The organism is Xanthomonas translucens pv. undulosa (assembly GCF_017301775.1).
Lineage (GTDB): Bacteria > Pseudomonadota > Gammaproteobacteria > Xanthomonadales > Xanthomonadaceae > Xanthomonas_A > Xanthomonas_A translucens.
The window spans coordinates 4445313-4460740 of record NZ_CP063993.1 but is presented as its reverse complement, the minus strand read 5'-3'; the positions used below and the strand labels follow the sequence as shown (position 1 = coordinate 4460740).

Below are 15428 nucleotides of genomic sequence, written 5' to 3'. Positions count from 1 at the left end.
TCATCCATCCGCGAGCCGATCGCGGCACAATTATTGCCTGATGCGCGGCACATTTTCACCCTTTGTCAGGCAATGCCGATCCGTTTCCTGTTGTCGCTGCTGCTGTTATCCGCCAGTGCTGCGCTCGCCGCGCAGACGCTGCCGCTTGCCTATCCAGAGGGCGTGCGCCGCTTCTCCACCCACCACTGTGGATCGGCACCGTCGATGGCCGCGCCGGCTCTCTGCCGCCCGACGCGCGACAGCGACGCCTGCCGCAGCAACGCGCTGCGGCTGATCGCGCAATGGCCGGACCAGTTGCCGATCCGCGCCCTATAGCGCAGCGCCAAGCACACGCTGCTGGTCGCCAGCGGCCACGGCGTGTACGCCATTGCGGTCGGCGCCGGCGGCGAGAACGGCACGCCGCAGCGCCTGCCCGGCTTGCCCGGCAGCGTCAGCCTGAGCCAGCCGGTGCAGCAAGGCGGCTGTGGTCGGCCGGCAGCGAAGGCGTGATGCGCTAACCAACGGCGGTGGCCAGCCGGCATGCCTGCGCGATGCCGACGGCAAACTGTGCTTCCCGCTGATCTCCGGCTTCGCGCAGATCGATCCGCTCGCGCTCGGCCTGCGCCGCGCGCAGGCGCGCCGGTGCGGATCCAGTCGCTCGACGTCGGCGGCCACAGCGTGCCGCTGACCGCCGAGCTACACTTGCCGCCGCACAGCCACGACATCGAAATGGGCTTCACCGCGATCAACCTGAGGCAGCCTGCACTTCGCGTTGCCGCCATGGAACGACAGCACATCGAACCGCCTTGAATCAGGCGGAAACCGTATCGGCCACGTCCTGGTATTCCTGGATCCGATCGAAGTTCATGTAGCGGTAGATCTGCTCGCCGCTGGTCTTGATCACGCCCACGTCGGCCATGTACTCGTCCTTGGTCGGGATGCGGCCCAGGCGCGAGCAGATCGCCGCCAGTTCCGCCGAGCCCAGGTACACGTTGGTGTTGCGGCCCAGGCGGTTGGGGAAGTTGCGGGTGGAGGTGGAGAACACCGTGGCGCCTTCGCGCGCCTGCGCCTGGTTGCCCATGCACAGCGAGCAGCCCGGCATTTCCATGCGCGCGCCGGCCGCGCCAAAGGTGCCGTAGTGGCCTTCCTTGGTCAGCTCGGAGGCGTCCATCTTGGTCGGCGGCGCGACCCACAGCCGGGTCGGAATGTCGCGCTTGCCTTCCAGCAGCTTGGCCGCGGCGCGGAAGTGGCCGATGTTGGTCATGCACGACCCGATGAACACCTCGTCGATCGCCGCGCCGGCGACCTCGGACAGCGTCTTGACGTCGTCCGGATCGTTCGGGCAAGCCACGATCGGCTCGTGGATGTCGGCCAGGTCGATCTCGATCACCGCGGCGTACTCGGCATCGGCGTCCGGCTCGAGCAGCTGCGGATCGGCCAGCCACTCTTCCATCTTCTTGATGCGCCGGCCCAGGGTGCGCGCATCGGCGTAGCCCTCGGCGATCATCCAGCGCAGCAGGGTGATGTTGCTGGTCAGGTATTCGATGATCGGCGCCTTGTCCAGGCGCACCGAGCAACCGGCGGCCGAACGTTCGGCCGAGGCGTCGGACAGCTCGAACGCCTGCTCCACCTTCAGGTTCGGCAAGCCTTCGATTTCGAGGATGCGGCCGGAGAAGATGTTCTTCTTGCCCTGCTTGGCCACGGTCAGCAGGCCGTCCTTGATCGCGTACAGCGGGATCGCGTTGACCAGGTCGCGCAAGGTCACGCCCGGCTGCATCTCGCCCTTGAAGCGCACCAGCACGCTCTCCGGCATGTCCAGCGGCATGACCCCGGTGGCGGCGGCGAACGCGACCAGGCCGGAGCCGGCCGGGAACGAGATGCCGATCGGGAAACGGGTGTGCGAGTCGCCGCCGGTGCCGACCGTGTCGGGCAGCAGCATGCGGTTGAGCCAGCTGTGGATCACGCCGTCGCCCGGACGCAGCGACACGCCGCCGCGGGTGGAGATGAACTCCGGCAGGCTGTGGTGGGTCTTGACGTCCACCGGCTTCGGATACGCGGCGGTGTGGCAGAACGACTGCATCACCAGGTCGGCGGAAAAGCCCAGGCAGGCCAGGTCCTTCAGCTCGTCGCGGGTCATCGGCCCGGTGGTGTCCTGCGAGCCCACCGAGGTCATCTTCGGCTCGCAATAGGTGCCCGGACGCATGCCCTCGCCTTCCGGCAAACCGCAGGCGCGGCCGACCATCTTCTGCGCCAGCGAAAAGCCCTTGCCGGTATCCGGCGGCACCATCGGCAGGCGGAACAGGTCCGAGGCCGGCAGGCCGAGGAACTCGCGCGCCTTGGCGGTCAGGCCGCGGCCGACGATCAACGGGATGCGGCCGCCGGCGCGCACTTCGTCGAACAGCACGTCCGACTTCATCGCGAACTCGGCGATCACCTGCCCGTTCTTCAGCGCTTTGCCGTCGTACGGGCGCAGCTCGACGACGTCGCCGTGCTCCATCTGCGACACGTCCAGCTCGATCGGCAGCGCACCGGCGTCTTCCATGGTGTTGTAGAAGATCGGCGCAATCTTCGAACCCAGGCACACGCCGCCGAAACGCTTGTTCGGAATGAAGGGAATGTCCTCGCCGGTCCACCACAGCACCGAGTTGGTCGCCGACTTGCGCGAGGACCCGGTGCCGACCACGTCGCCGACATAGGCGACCAGGTGGCCCTTGGCCTTGAGGTCGGCGATCGCCTGGATCGGACCGCGCTTGCCGTCCTCTTCCGGCACGAACGCCGCACCGTCGCGCTTGTTCTTCAGCATCGCCAGCGCGTGCAGCGGGATGTCCGGGCGCGTGGTCGCGTCCGGCGCCGGCGACAGGTCGTCGGTATTGGTCTCGCCCGGCACCTTGAACACGCTGACGGTCAGGCTCTGCGGCACTTCCGGCTTGCTGGTGAACCATTCGGCATCGGCCCAGCTCTGCAGCACCGCCTTGGCGTGCGCATTGCCGGCTTCGGCCTTTTCCTGCACATCGTGGAACGCATCGAAGATCAGCAACGTGTGCTTCAGGCCTTCGGCGGCGACCGCGCCGAGCTCGGCGTTGTCCAGCAGCTCGATCAGCGGGTGGATGTTGTAGCCACCGAGCATGGTGCCCAGCAGTTCGGTGGCGCGCTTGGGCGAGATCAGCGCGCACTGCTCGCTGCCGAAGGCGAGCGCGGCAAGGTAGGAAGCCTTGACCTTGGCCGCGTCGTCGACGCCGGCCGGCACGCGCTGGCTCAGCAGCTCGACCAGGAACAACTCTTCGCCGGCGGGCGGGTGCTTCAGCAGCTCGACGACCTCGGCGGTCTGCTGCGCGCTCAGCGGCAGCGGCGGGATACCGAGCGCGGCGCGCTCTGCGACGTGGTGGCGGTAGGCTTCCAACATGCGGGTTCTCCGGAAATTTCGGTAGGGGTGAGCGGTAAGCGGTAAACGAAGGGGCGGCGTCAGGCGGACGGCTTGGGCCTGATGATCTTCAGGCCCTTGAAGTAGTCGCGGAAAAATCCGTCGTCGTGGGTGATCAGGCCATCGCATTGCAGCAGCGCGTGGGCGCCGATCAGGAAATCGGCCACCACCCGCTCGCGCTGGCCGCCGCGGGCGCGGAAACGGCGCTGCATCTCGCCGGCGCGCAACGCCGACTTTGCTTCCAGCGCATTGAAGCGGATGCTCATGTCCTCCAGCACCGACAGCGCCTCGGCACCATCGCGTAGCGCGCCGCACACCTCGGCCAGGACGATGTCGCACACCACCACCGGGCCGGTGCTCAGGCACTGGCGCAGGCAGGCTTCGGTGGCGTCGGCCTGCGGACCGTCGGCCAGCAGGTCCACCAGCACCGACGAGTCGATCGCGATCATGGCTTGGCGGCGGGTTCGAACGGATCGCCCGGCGCGCGGCCGCGGATCGCGCGCATCGCCTCGTCGGTGCTCGCGAAGCCGTCGAGCTTGAAGCGGCCGCGGGCGCGCGAGATCGCATCGTCCACGCTCTTGCGCAGGATGATGCGGCCGCCGTCCAGTTCCACCTTCAGGATGGTGCCCTTGCTCAGGCCCAGCGCGTCGCGCACGGCCTTGGGCAAGGTGATCTGACCGCGCTCGGCGACGGTGGCTTCCATGGGCAGGCTCCACAAGGTATGTACGAATTTTACATACTTCAGGCGTCATACTCAAGCCTGCATACAGCGCCGGTCACACCATCCGTACACACTGAATCGGTCAGACTGAGTGCCGTCCCTACAGCCGCGACGCCATAGGAGTTCCGTGATGAGCGATTCCTTTTCCACCCGCACCTCGCTCGAGGTCAACGGCAAACGCTACGCCTACTACAGCCTGCCCAAGCTCGCCGAGCGCTTCGACATCTCCCGCCTGCCCTACTCGCTGAAGATCCTGCTGGAAAACCTGCTGCGCCACGAGGACGGCGGCGTCAGCGTCGGCAAGGACCACATCGAAGCGGTGGCGAAGTGGGATCCCAAGGCGGAGCCCGACACCGAGATCGCATTCATGCCGGCGCGGGTGGTGCTGCAGGACTTCACCGGCGTGCCGTGCGTGGTCGATCTGGCCGCGATGCGCGATGCGGTGGTCAAGCTTGGCGGGCGCCCGGAGCAGATCAATCCGCTGATCCCCTCGGAACTGGTGATCGACCATTCGGTGCAGGTGGACGTGTTCGGCAAGGCCGATGCGCTCGATCTCAACGGCAAGATCGAATTCCAGCGCAACCAGGAACGCTACGGCTTCCTGCGCTGGGGCCAGAAGGCATTCGACAACTTCAAGGTGGTGCCGCCGAACACCGGCATCGTGCACCAGGTCAACCTGGAGCACCTGGCGCGGGTGGTGATGACCGGCGAGCGCGACGGCGAAGCAATCGCCTATCCGGACACGGTATTCGGCACCGACAGCCATACCACCATGATCAACGGCATCGGCGTGCTCGGCTGGGGCGTGGGCGGCATCGAAGCGGAAGCGGCGATGCTCGGCCAGCCCTCGTCGATGCTGATCCCGCAGGTGGTCGGCTTCAAGCTGACCGGCAGGCTGCCCGAAGGCGCCACCGCCACCGACCTGGTACTGACGGTGACGCAGATGCTGCGCAAGCACGGCGTGGTCGGCAAGTTCGTCGAATTCTTCGGCGAGGGACTGCAGCACCTGCCGCTGGCCGATCGCGCCACCATCGGCAACATGGCGCCGGAGTACGGCGCCACCTGCGGCATCTTCCCGGTCGATGCCGAATCGCTGACCTACCTGCGCCTGTCCGGGCGCAGCGAGGAGCAGATCGCGCTGGTCGAGGCCTACGCCAAGGCGCAGGGCCTGTGGCACGACGCCGACACCGCGCAGGCCGACTACAGCGCCACGCTGGAACTGGACATGGGCCAGGTCAAGCCATCGCTGGCCGGCCCCAAGCGGCCGCAGGACCGGGTGCTGCTGGAAGACATGCAGCGCAATTTCCGCGACAGCCTGGTGCCCTTCGCCGAAGCGCGCCACAAGCGCCATAGCGACCTCAAGCAGGAAGACCGGCTCAAGAACGAAGGCGGCGGCGGCACCGCGGTCGGCGCCAAGGCCTCGCAGGCCGAGACCGGCGAAGACAGCGGCGCCGGCTGGCAGCTGCGCGACGGCTCGGTGGTGATCGCCGCGATCACCTCCTGCACCAACACCTCCAATCCGGCGGTGATGCTCGGCGCCGGGTTGCTGGCGCGCAACGCCGTGGCCAAGGGCCTGAAGGCGCAGCCGTGGGTCAAGACCTCGCTCGGGCCGGGCTCGCTGGTGGTCACCGACTACCTGAAGAAGGCCGGGGTCATGGACGACCTGGAACGCCTCGGCTTCTACGTGGTCGGCTACGGCTGCACCACCTGTATCGGCAATTCCGGCCCGCTGCCGGACGACGTGTCCGCGGCGATCGCCAAGGACGACCTGGTGGTGGCCTCGGTACTGTCGGGCAACCGCAACTTCGAAGGCCGCGTGCACCCGGAAGTGAAGATGAACTACCTGGCCTCGCCGCCGCTGGTGGTCGCCTACGCCATCGCCGGCACCACCGACATCGACCTGAGCCGCGACCCGCTCGGCACCGGCAGCGACGGCCAACCGGTGTATTTGCGCGACATCTGGCCGAGCAACAAGGAAATCGGCGACACCATCGCCGCCACCGTCGGCCCGGAAATGTTCAAGCAGAACTATGCCGACGTGTTCAAGGGCGACAGCCGCTGGGCCGCCATCGCCTCGCCCGACGGCGAGCTGTACGCCTGGGACGCGGCGTCCACCTACATCAAGAACCCGCCCTACTTCGACGGCATGACCATGCAGGTCGGCAGCGTCAACGACGTGCACGGCGCGCGCGTGCTCGGCTTGTTCGGCGACTCGATCACCACCGACCACATCTCCCCGGCCGGCAACATCAAAAAGGACTCGCCGGCGGGCCGCTTCCTGCAGGAACACGGCGTGCAGCCGGCCGACTTCAACAGCTACGGCAGCCGCCGCGGCAACGACGACGTGATGGTGCGCGGCACCTTCGCCAACATCCGCATCAAGAACCTGATGTTCGGCGGCGAGGAAGGCGGCACCACGCTTTACCGCGGGCCGGACGGCACGCAGCCGCAGAAGCTGGCGATCTACGACGCGGCGATGCAGTACAAGGCCGACGGCGTGCCGCTGGTGGTGATCGCCGGCAAAGAGTACGGCACCGGCTCCTCGCGCGACTGGGCGGCCAAGGGCACCAACCTGCTTGGGGTCAAGGCGGTGATCGCCGAGAGCTTCGAGCGCATCCACCGCTCCAATCTGGTCGGCATGGGCGTGCTGCCGCTGCAGTTCCTGGACAACGAGAACGCGCAGTCGCTGGGCCTGGACGGTTCGGAGGTGTTGGACATCAGCGGATTGCAGGACGGCGCCAGCAAGCGCGCCACGGTCGATGCGAAGAAGGCCGACGGCAGCGTCAAGCAGTTCCAGGTCAAGGTGCTGCTGCTGACGCCGAAGGAAGTGGAGTACTTCAAGCACGGCGGCCTGCTGCAGTACGTGCTGCGCCAGCTGGCGGCACGCAAGGCGGCCTGAGGTCGCGACGGCGCGTGTCCTGCGCGCGCCGTCGCGCTCGCGCGGGCACGCATCGCCGTTCGTGCACGCCGCTGGCGCATCGGCATCGCGTTTCCAAGTACGGGTCTTTGCTGCCACACCGATAGATTGAAGGCACCGCGTTTTCCGAACGGAGCCCTTGCCTTTCGATGCTGGCGGTTGTCGCCCCGCAGTTGGATCGACAGTGGCCCGTTGCTCATGCCGATCCGGCCATTGACCAGGAATTGCGCGCGCAACAGGTTGTGCAGCGCAGCACGATCCCCGCCTCGCCCGCGAAATCGTCTGCCAGCACCGCCATCGCATCGCGCAGGCGATGTTTCTCCAGCGCCTGCTGCATAATGGCGATGTCCTTGCGCAGCCGCGGTTCCGCCGAATCGCGCTGGCAGCCGCGCAAGGCCAGGAGCAGCGCGCATCCGCATCCCCACGCGCACGCCTGACGCATCGGATTGCCTCTCGGTTTCGTCTTTTCCATGCGGAACGGTATGCTGCCACTCGCCATGCCGCAGTGTTGCGTCGGCGTGCCGCAGCATTCCATACCAGGGGGGAGTACATGAGTCAGGAACGTCCGTGGTTGCAGAGTTATCCGGCCAGCATTCCCGCCGAGATCGATGTCGATGAATACCGATCCGTCGCCGCCGTCTTCGAAACCTCCGTCGCCAAGTTCGGCGACCGTCCGGCCTACTGCAACTTCGGCAAGACCCTGACCTACCGCGAGGCCGGCGAACTGGCCAGGCATTTCGCCGCCTACCTGCTGGGCGAACTGCAACTCAAGAAGGGCGACCGCGTTGCGCTGATGATGCCCAACTGCCTGCAGTACCCGATCGCCACCTTTGGCGTGCTGCTGGCCGGCATGACCGTGGTCAACGTCAACCCGCTGTACACGCCGCGCGAACTGCGCCACCAGCTGGTCGACTCCGGCGCCAGCGCGATCGTGGTGATCGACAACTTCGGCAAGACCGTGCAGGACGTGCTGGCCGACACGCAGCTCAAGCAGGTCATCACCACCGGCCTGGGCGACATGCTCGGCTTCCCGAAGGGCCCGTTGGTCAACTTCGTGCTGAAGTACATCAAGAAGCTGGTTCCCGATTACGCCATCCCCAACGCGGTGCGCTTCCGCGACACGCTGACCCTGGGCCGGCGGCACACGCTGCCGCTGCTGAACATCGAGCCGGACGACATCGCCTTCCTGCAATACACCGGCGGCACCACCGGGGTGTCCAAGGGCGCGATGCTGACTCACCGCAATATGGTCGCCAACATGCTGCAGGCCGGCGCCTGGATCGCGGCGACCGGCAAGCTGGAGGAAGGCAAGGAAGTCATCATCACCGCGCTGCCGCTCTACCACATCTTCGCGCTGACCGCGAACGGCCTGGTGTTCATGAAGCTCGGCGGCCTCAACCACCTGATCAGCAATCCGCGCGACATGCCCGGTTTCGTCAAGGAGTTGCAGAAGACCCGCTTCACCGCCTTCACCGGGGTCAACACCCTGTTCAACGGCCTGCTCAATACGCCCGGCTTCGACAAGGTGGATTTCTCGACCCTGAAGTTCACCCTGGGCGGCGGCATGGCGGTGCAGCGCGCCGTGGCCGAGCGCTGGAAGCAGGTGACCGGGGTGACCCTGGTCGAGGCCTACGGCCTGACCGAGACCTCGCCTGCCGCCTGCATCAACCCGCTGACGCTGCAGGACTACAACGGCGCCATTGGCCTGCCGATCCCGTCCACCGACGCCTGCGTCAAGGACGACCAGGGCCAGATCCTGGCGCCCGGCGAGGTCGGCGAACTGTGCATCCAGGGTCCGCAGGTGATGAAGGGCTACTGGCGCCGCCCCGAGGAAACCGCCGGCGCCATCGATGCCGACGGCTGGCTGCACACCGGCGATATGGCGCGGATGGATCCGCAGGGCTTCTTCTACATCGTCGACCGCAAGAAGGACATGATCCTGGTCTCCGGCTTCAACGTGTACCCGAACGAGGTCGAGGACGTGATCGCGATGATGCCCGGCGTGCTGGAAGTGGCCGCGGTCGGGGTGCCGGACGAGAAGTCCGGCGAAGTGGTCAAGGTGGTCATCGTCAAGAAGGACCCCAACCTCACCGCCGAGGACGTCAAGGCCCACGCCCGCGCCAACCTGACCGGCTACAAGCATCCGCGCATCGTCGAGTTCCGCAAGGAACTGCCCAAGACCAACGTCGGCAAGATCCTGCGGCGGGAATTGCGCGATAACCAGGCGTAGCGGTCCAGACACGCAAGGGGCAACCCAGCCCCCGCGGCGACCGTCAGTAAAGCAAATACCGAGAGCAAAGGCCAGGTGTAGCATCGCCCGGGTGGAAACGCACTCGCCCGCTGCGCCACGTCCTCTCCGCGGGCGATTCTTCCGAGAACCCTGCCATGAGCATGATCGACACGCTACCCCGTTCCCGCTCCTATTCCACCATCCGCGTCGATTCGGACGGCGCCAACGACAACCATTGGCTATACATGCATGCAGGCCGACAACCCGGTACTCATCCTTGCTTCCAGAGCCAGATGCTCGACGATGTATTGGCCGCACTCAGCGCCCTCACAAGCCATGAGCTGCAGCAGCAAAAACTTTCGCTGAAGCATCTGGTGATCGCTTCCGATGCCAACGTCTTCAACTTAGGCGGCGATCTTGCGCTTTTTTCCGACCTGATCCGTAGACAAGACCGCAACCAGTTACTCAACTACGCATATCGGTGCGTGACTGGCGTCCATCAACTGTCTCGGGGATTAGCTGGAGACGTGCGTACGATCGCACTCGTGCAAGGCGATGCACTGGGCGGCGGCCTGGAGATTGCTCTGGCCTGTCATACCATCGTTGCCGAAGAAGGCGTGACGATGGGCCTACCGGAGGTGATGTTTGGGCTGTTTCCCGGCATGGGCGCGTACTCGTTCCTATGCAAGCGAATGCCGCCACAGCTTGCTGAGAAAATCATCCTGGAAGGAAATCTCTACAGCAGCGAACAGATGCATGCGATGGGAATAGTCGATGTACTGGTTCCAAGGAACCAAGGAGCAGCCGCAGTAAGCGAGCTTATCCGCAATCAGCGACGCAACCGGCATTCGTATCTGGCAATGAATGCAGCACGCAATCTCGCGCAACCCGTATCCCTACAAGAGTTGAAGGCCATCACCGAGGTATGGGTGGATTCCGCCTTGGCTCTGGACGAAAAATCGCTACGCACGATGGATCGGCTGGTACGCGCGCAGACCCGTCGTTTACAGGATGTAGCCGCCTGATCAGCATGGATGCCAGTGGCCAGAGGGCCGGCCCAGCCTAGTGCTGGGCTCCACCAGGGAGGGGCACTAGCGAATTTCGCTCCCATCGGATGCCGCGCTTCGACGCGCACGAAACTCAAGTGCCTCGCGGCCTTGGGTCAGACTGGCGTTGAGCGCCATCAGCCGTTGCCGCCACTCGCTGCGCATCTGCCATTCGGCCATCTGCATCAATTCACCGCCCAGGTTGGCCAGCTTCACCAGCCCCAGATTGCTTGCCACGCCCTTGATCGCATGCGCGTGCTCGCGCAGACGTTCCCAGTGCTCGGCATCCCCAGCCACCTGCATGCCGCCGAGACAACCCTCGGCATCGTTGAGGCATTGCGAAATGAATTCGCGTTCGAAGCCATCGCCTATGCCGAGTCCGGCCAGTTCGTCGAGAACGGACGGATCCAGCACGCCTTCGATCGATGAGGCGACCGGACGCCCCAATGTCTCATTGGTGCCACGCAGTCTGCCGTCGGTAGCGATGTCGGTGAGCGTGTCCAGCAATCGATTCGCCACCACCGGCTTGGCCAGAAAGGTATGCGCTCCGGCCTGCTCGCAGCGCTGAATCGACTCCGGGGTGACATCGGCACTGAGCACCACCACCGGCGTGCGCGGCCCGCCGGCCTGCATTACCCACAGCTGCTTGAGCATGTCCAGTCCGCTCATGCCCGGCATGTGCAGATCGACGATCACCGCGTCGAATTCGCTTTCGGCCAACGCATCAAGCACCGCCTCGGCGCCATCGACGCAGATCGCACGGTGCCCAGCCTTCTGCAGCATGCGCTGCAGCACCATACGGTTGGCGGCATGGTCGTCGGCGACCAGAATGCGCATCCCGCGAACCCGCGCGCGGTGGCGCAGGAACGGGTCCGAGAACGCGATGACATTACCGGTCTGCTGAAGGTCCTCGGACGGCATCGCAGATATCTGCGCATCCCCCGCCAGCGAGGCAAATCCACTTGCCTCGAATGGAAGATCAAACCAGAAACGGCTGCCACAAGGCGGATTTTCCTGATAGCCGATGCTTCCGCCCATCGACTCGACCAGTCCTTTGGCGATCGTCGTCCCCAACCCCGTCCCTTCGTAGCGACGAGCCAGGCCCACATCGGCCTGCTCGAACGCGTCGAACAGCCGCGAGCGCATCGACACAGGCACGCCGATCCCGGTATCGACAATGTCGAAACTGAGCCATGTGAGGCCACTCTCGATCTTCAACAGACGCACACGAATGTCTATGCGGCCCAGCTCGGTGAACTTGACGGCATTCCCAGCCAGATTCAACAAAATTTGACGCAGGTGACCCACATCTCCGGACAAACGATCCGGCACGTCGGGTCCGATCTCGACGTGGTAACCGATCGCTTTGGAACGCGCTTGCGGCTGCAGGATCAATCCGATCTGATCTACGCTTTCACGAAGCGAAAACTCGCTTTTGTTGATTCGGACCTTTCCGGCCTCAATCGCGGAGATATCCAGCACTTCCTCGACCAGCGACAACAGACTGCGGGCAGATGCCTGAATCGTGCTCACACATTCGCGTTGCTCGGCGTCCAGCTTCGTCGCGGACAACAGTTCGGTCATGCCGGATAGGCCATTGAGTGGAGTCCGAAATTCGTGGCTCATGTTGGCCAGAAATCGGCTCTTCGCCCCATTGGCGCGCTGTGCCTCCTTGGTTGCGCTGGTCAGCTGTCGAAGCAGTCCGGAAACGTACAAGGGGACAGCCAAAAGACCGATCAGCAGACCGATGCCTAAACGGATATTTTCACGCCAGTAAGGTGTGACCAGCACCGTCGTGCCGAAGCTGAGCCCCCCCATCGCGACCGCCAGATACAGGTAGCCGGTGCCATAGCGCAACCCGTTGCCCACCGTCACCCACATCACCACCACGTACATCCAGGCCAGCGGCTCGCCCATGCCCACCATGGCGCAGGCGATCAGGCCATAGTCGGCGATCATCCCGATGATCCGCCGCAAATCGGAACGTTCCGGCCGCCATAACAACCACAGCAGCACCCCAAAGGAAAGCACCAATCCGGACGCAACGACTGCGACCACTTCCAGGTACTGGCGCAGCGGCAGCGTAGCGCGCGGACCGGGCAAGAAAACGTAGCTCAGGATGATCGAGATCAGCAAGATGCGCACCAATGCCTGTGCGTGCTCCGTGTCCTTGCACTGCCCGAGCCGATGTCGTAACCAGGCGATCGCTGACATCATCTCACACCCCCGGCCGAACCGAGGCTGTCGAGAACTTCTCGCAGATCATGTGCAACTGCTCGCGCCCGCGGAACAGCGCGTCCACGCAGCGCGGGTCGAACAGACGGCCGCGTTGCGCGTAGAGATAGGCGAGGGTCGCATCCATGGTCCAGGCTTCCTTGTAGGGACGCGGCGAGATCAGCGCGTCGAAGACGTCGGCGACCGCCACGATCCGCGCCTCCAGGGGGATCGCGTCGCCGACCAGGCCGTCGGGGTATCCGCTGCCATCGTAACGCTCATGGTGGCGCAGTGCGATCAGCGCGCCGACCTGGATGAAGCGGTTCTGGCTGCCGCTGAGCAGTTCGTAGCCGATGCGCGGGTGCATGCGCATCACCGCCATCTCCTCCTCGTTCAGCTTGCCGGGCTTGAGCAGCACCGCATCGGGAATGGCGATCTTGCCCATGTCGTGCAGGCTCGCGGCCATCTCGATGACCCGCACCTCGTCCTCGGACAGGCCCAGCTGCTCGGCGATCAGGCCGGCCACGTGCGCCATCCGCTCCAGGTAGGCGCTGGTTCCGGCGTCGCGGTACTCGATCGCCCGCGCCAGCCGCGACAGGGTCTCCCGCTCGCGCTCCTCGACCTCGCGCATGCTCGCCAGCAGGCGCTGCTCCAGCGACATCGCGCGCTGCTTGATGTTTTCGCTCTGCAGCCGCAACTGCAGCAGGTTGTGGCAGCGCGCGCGCAGTTCGCGCGGGCGGATCGGCTTGACCAGGAAGTCGATGATCCCGGCTTCCAGCGCGGCCTGGCGGATCGGCTCGTCGCCGACCACGGTGATCAGGATGATCGGAATGTCGCGGTGCTTGGGCAGCCGCCGCAGCCGCCGCGCGAACTCCAGCCCGTCCATGCCGGGCATGCGGTAATCGAGCAGCAACAGGTCGACCTTGCCGGCCTCGCACCAGGCCAGTGCGGCCTGCGAGTCGCCGAAGTCGCGAACGGTGAGCTCCGGGGCGATGTCCTCGATCACGTGGCGCAGCATCGTGCGCGCGGACGTCTGATCGTCGACGATGACGATGTTCAAGCGATTGTCCGCCCCCTGCGCCCAGTCCGGGCGGTCGCTGCTGGAGGATACTCCTGACAGGCTCATGCTGGCATCTTGCATCTGCGATCCTCTCGCCCATGGGCATCGGGTTGCTGGGACAACAACGGGAAACGCTCCGGCGCCGGCCGCGCCGACTCAACCGCCTCACTTCCGCTTGCTTGCCAACCACTTGCTTGCCGACGCCCGATACGAGAACCCCACGCCAAGGCTCTACCGCCACCCTGCGGCTAGATTAAGCCTCCGGACGCATGTACGGGAACAGCAGCACGTCACGGATCGAACTGCTGCCGGTCAGCAACATGACCAGACGGTCGATGCCGATGCCCAGGCCGCCGGTGGGCGGCAGGCCGACCTCCAACGCACGGATATAGTCGGCGTCGAAGTGCATGGCCTCGTCGTCGCCGCCCTCCTTCGCCGCCACCTGGACCTGGAACCGTGCCGCCTGGTCTTCGGGATCATTCAGTTCGGAGAAGCCGTTGGCGATCTCCTTGCCGTTGACGAACAGTTCGAAGCGGTCGGTATAGCCCGGTTCGGTGTCGCTGGAACGGGCCAGCGGCGACACCTCGACCGGGTGGTCGGTGATGAAGGTTGGCTGGATCAGGGTGTGTTCCACGGTCGCCTCGAAGATCTCAAGCAGCAGCTTGCCCCAGCCGTAGGACGGCTTGGTGCGGATCTTCAGCCGCTCGCAGTGGCGCAGCAGCGCGTCGCGGTCGGTGCAGTCGGCGGCGCTGATCTGGGGGTTGTGGTGGCGGACCGCCTCGTCCATGCGCCAGCGGCGGAACGCCGGGGCCAGGTCGATGTCGGCGCCGTCCCAGTGCACCTGGGTGGTGCCGAGCACCTCCTGGGCCACATCGCGGATCACGCTCTCGGTCAGGTCCATCACCTCATGGTACGTGGCGTAAGCCTCGTACAGCTCCATCATGGTGAATTCGGGATTGTGCCGGGTGCTGACGCCTTCGTTGCGGAAATTGCGATTGATCTCGTAGACCCGTTCCAGGCCGCCGACCACCAGCCGCTTGAGGTACAGCTCCGGCGCCACGCGCAGGTACAGGTCCATGTCCAGCGCGTTGTGGTGGGTGGTGAACGGCTTGGCGGTGGCGCCGCCGGGGATGTAATGCATCATCGGCGTCTCCACTTCCAGGAAGCGGCGCGCGTCCAGCCAGGCGCGCATCGCGCGGATGATCTTGGAGCGCTTGACGAACACCTCGCGCGCCTCCGGCGACACGATCAGGTCCACGTAGCGCTGGCGGTAGCGCTGCTCCACGTCGGACAGGCCGTGCCACTTGTCGGGCAGCGGGCGCAGCGCCTTGGTCAGCAGCCGCAGCGCGCTGGCGCGCACCGACAGCTCGCCGGTCTTGGTGCGGGTCAGCCCGCCTTCCACGCCGATGATGTCGCCGATGTCCCAGCCCTTGAACGCGTCGTAGGCCGGGCCCAGCGCATTGGCCTGCAGGAACAGCTGGATGCGCCCGGACTCGTCCTGCAGCTGCACGAAGCTGGCCTTGCCCATCACCCGCTTGGCCAGCAACCGCCCGGCCAGACTCAGGTTGCGGCCCTCGGCCTCCAGCGCCTCGGGGGTCCATCGCTCGGCATCGGCGAACTCGGCCTGCAGGTCGCCGGCGAAATCGTGGCGGCGGAAATCGTTCGGATAGGCAACGCCCTGCGCGCGCAGCGCTCCCAGCTTGGCGCGGCGTTCGGCGATGAGGCCGTTTTCGTCGACGGGAAGGGACGGCGCGGGGGTCTGCTCTGTCATGGGAATAGTTACGCGGAGAAGAAGGGAGAGGATGCAGCAGATGCGGATGACGTGCCGCGGGGCCGGCCT

Annotated in this window: 13 protein-coding genes; 6 read left to right on the top strand and 7 right to left on the bottom strand. The window is 65.5% G+C overall.

Going from position 1 to position 15428, the window contains the following annotated elements:
* The first annotated feature begins 33 nt into the window (after window positions 1–33).
* From ISN38_RS19135 to ISN38_RS19130, 3 genes are all read left to right on the top strand, one after another.
* The gene (locus tag ISN38_RS19135) at window positions 34–315 is read left to right on the top strand and encodes a hypothetical protein (protein WP_139115898.1); all 282 of its coding nucleotides are present in this window, start codon (window positions 34–36) and stop codon (window positions 313–315) included.
* Window positions 316–357: 42 nt separating this feature from the next.
* Entirely contained in the window at window positions 358–489 is a 132-nt protein-coding gene (locus tag ISN38_RS20640) for a hypothetical protein (protein WP_261229442.1), read from the top strand.
* A gap of 132 nt (window positions 490–621) precedes the next feature.
* Entirely contained in the window at window positions 622–789 is a 168-nt protein-coding gene (locus tag ISN38_RS19130) for a hypothetical protein (protein ID WP_155522237.1), read from the top strand.
* Between the two features lies 1 nt (window position 790).
* Here ISN38_RS19130 and acnB read toward each other — a convergent pair whose 3' ends face one another.
* From acnB to ISN38_RS19115, 3 genes are read right to left on the bottom strand one after another with little or no spacing between them, the layout of a single operon-like run.
* Window positions 791–3382 (bottom strand): bifunctional aconitate hydratase 2/2-methylisocitrate dehydratase, encoded by a 2592-nt coding sequence (acnB, locus tag ISN38_RS19125; protein WP_003465532.1) that lies wholly within the window; start codon window positions 3380–3382, stop codon window positions 791–793.
* Window positions 3383–3441: 59 nt separating this feature from the next.
* Entirely contained in the window at window positions 3442–3849 is a 408-nt protein-coding gene (locus ISN38_RS19120; RefSeq protein ID WP_003465531.1) for a type II toxin-antitoxin system VapC family toxin, read from the bottom strand.
* Entirely contained in the window at window positions 3846–4103 is a 258-nt protein-coding gene (locus ISN38_RS19115) for an AbrB/MazE/SpoVT family DNA-binding domain-containing protein (protein WP_003465530.1), read from the bottom strand. Before ISN38_RS19115 ends, ISN38_RS19120 begins: the two co-directional genes overlap by 4 nt.
* 148 nt (window positions 4104–4251) lie before the next feature.
* On the opposite strand from ISN38_RS19115, the gene acnA reads away from it, so the two are divergent.
* The gene (gene acnA, locus ISN38_RS19110; protein WP_058361355.1) at window positions 4252–7020 is read left to right on the top strand and encodes an aconitate hydratase AcnA; all 2769 of its coding nucleotides are present in this window, start codon (window positions 4252–4254) and stop codon (window positions 7018–7020) included.
* A 214-nt stretch (window positions 7021–7234) separates the two neighbouring features.
* Here acnA and ISN38_RS19105 read toward each other — a convergent pair whose 3' ends face one another.
* Complete coding sequence (locus ISN38_RS19105; RefSeq protein WP_230811710.1) at window positions 7235–7510, bottom strand: hypothetical protein; 276 nt, start codon at window positions 7508–7510, stop codon at window positions 7235–7237.
* A 78-nt stretch (window positions 7511–7588) separates the two neighbouring features.
* Between ISN38_RS19105 and rpfB the strand changes: the two genes are divergently transcribed.
* A complete protein-coding gene (gene rpfB / locus ISN38_RS19100; RefSeq protein WP_206711978.1) occupies window positions 7589–9268 on the top strand; it encodes a fatty acyl-CoA ligase RpfB in 1680 nt (559 codons plus the stop codon).
* Between the two features lie 155 nt (window positions 9269–9423).
* Window positions 9424–10293 carry a crotonase/enoyl-CoA hydratase family protein gene (locus ISN38_RS19095; protein ID WP_058362390.1) on the top strand — a complete coding sequence of 290 codons (870 nt, stop codon included), beginning with the start codon at window positions 9424–9426 and terminating at the stop codon, window positions 10291–10293.
* A gap of 66 nt (window positions 10294–10359) precedes the next feature.
* Here the strand turns inward: ISN38_RS19095 and ISN38_RS19090 are convergent, their stop codons facing one another.
* The 3 genes from ISN38_RS19090 to lysS all read right to left on the bottom strand — a co-directional run bounded on the left by ISN38_RS19090 (window position 10360) and on the right by lysS (window position 15359).
* Complete coding sequence (locus ISN38_RS19090; RefSeq protein ID WP_206711977.1) at window positions 10360–12531, bottom strand: response regulator; 2172 nt, start codon at window positions 12529–12531, stop codon at window positions 10360–10362.
* Between the two features lies 1 nt (window position 12532).
* Entirely contained in the window at window positions 12533–13669 is a 1137-nt protein-coding gene (gene rpfG / locus ISN38_RS19085; RefSeq protein WP_003465518.1) for a cyclic di-GMP phosphodiesterase response regulator RpfG, read from the bottom strand.
* A 172-nt stretch (window positions 13670–13841) separates the two neighbouring features.
* On the bottom strand, window positions 13842–15359 hold the full coding sequence (gene lysS, locus ISN38_RS19080; RefSeq protein WP_003465516.1) for a lysine--tRNA ligase: 1518 nt from the start codon (window positions 15357–15359) through the stop codon (window positions 13842–13844).
* Window positions 15360–15428: the final 69 nt, after the last annotated feature.

What these genes read in the sequence shown, in the direction of transcription:
- acnB (WP_003465532.1), bottom strand. Translation starts at nt 3,382, where the DNA reads ATGTTGGAAGCCTACCGCCACCACGTCGCAGAGCGCGCCGCGCTCGGT.
- ISN38_RS19120 (WP_003465531.1), bottom strand. Translation starts at nt 3,849, where the DNA reads ATGATCGCGATCGACTCGTCGGTGCTGGTGGACCTGCTGGCCGACGGT.
- ISN38_RS19115 (WP_003465530.1), bottom strand. Translation starts at nt 4,103, where the DNA reads ATGGAAGCCACCGTCGCCGAGCGCGGTCAGATCACCTTGCCCAAGGCC.
- acnA (WP_058361355.1), top strand. Translation starts at nt 4,252, where the DNA reads ATGAGCGATTCCTTTTCCACCCGCACCTCGCTCGAGGTCAACGGCAAA.
- ISN38_RS19105 (WP_230811710.1), bottom strand. Translation starts at nt 7,510, where the DNA reads ATGGAAAAGACGAAACCGAGAGGCAATCCGATGCGTCAGGCGTGCGCG.
- rpfB (WP_206711978.1), top strand. Translation starts at nt 7,589, where the DNA reads ATGAGTCAGGAACGTCCGTGGTTGCAGAGTTATCCGGCCAGCATTCCC.
- ISN38_RS19095 (WP_058362390.1), top strand. Translation starts at nt 9,424, where the DNA reads ATGAGCATGATCGACACGCTACCCCGTTCCCGCTCCTATTCCACCATC.
- ISN38_RS19090 (WP_206711977.1), bottom strand. Translation starts at nt 12,531, where the DNA reads ATGATGTCAGCGATCGCCTGGTTACGACATCGGCTCGGGCAGTGCAAG.
- rpfG (WP_003465518.1), bottom strand. Translation starts at nt 13,669, where the DNA reads ATGCAAGATGCCAGCATGAGCCTGTCAGGAGTATCCTCCAGCAGCGAC.
- lysS (WP_003465516.1), bottom strand. Translation starts at nt 15,359, where the DNA reads ATGACAGAGCAGACCCCCGCGCCGTCCCTTCCCGTCGACGAAAACGGC.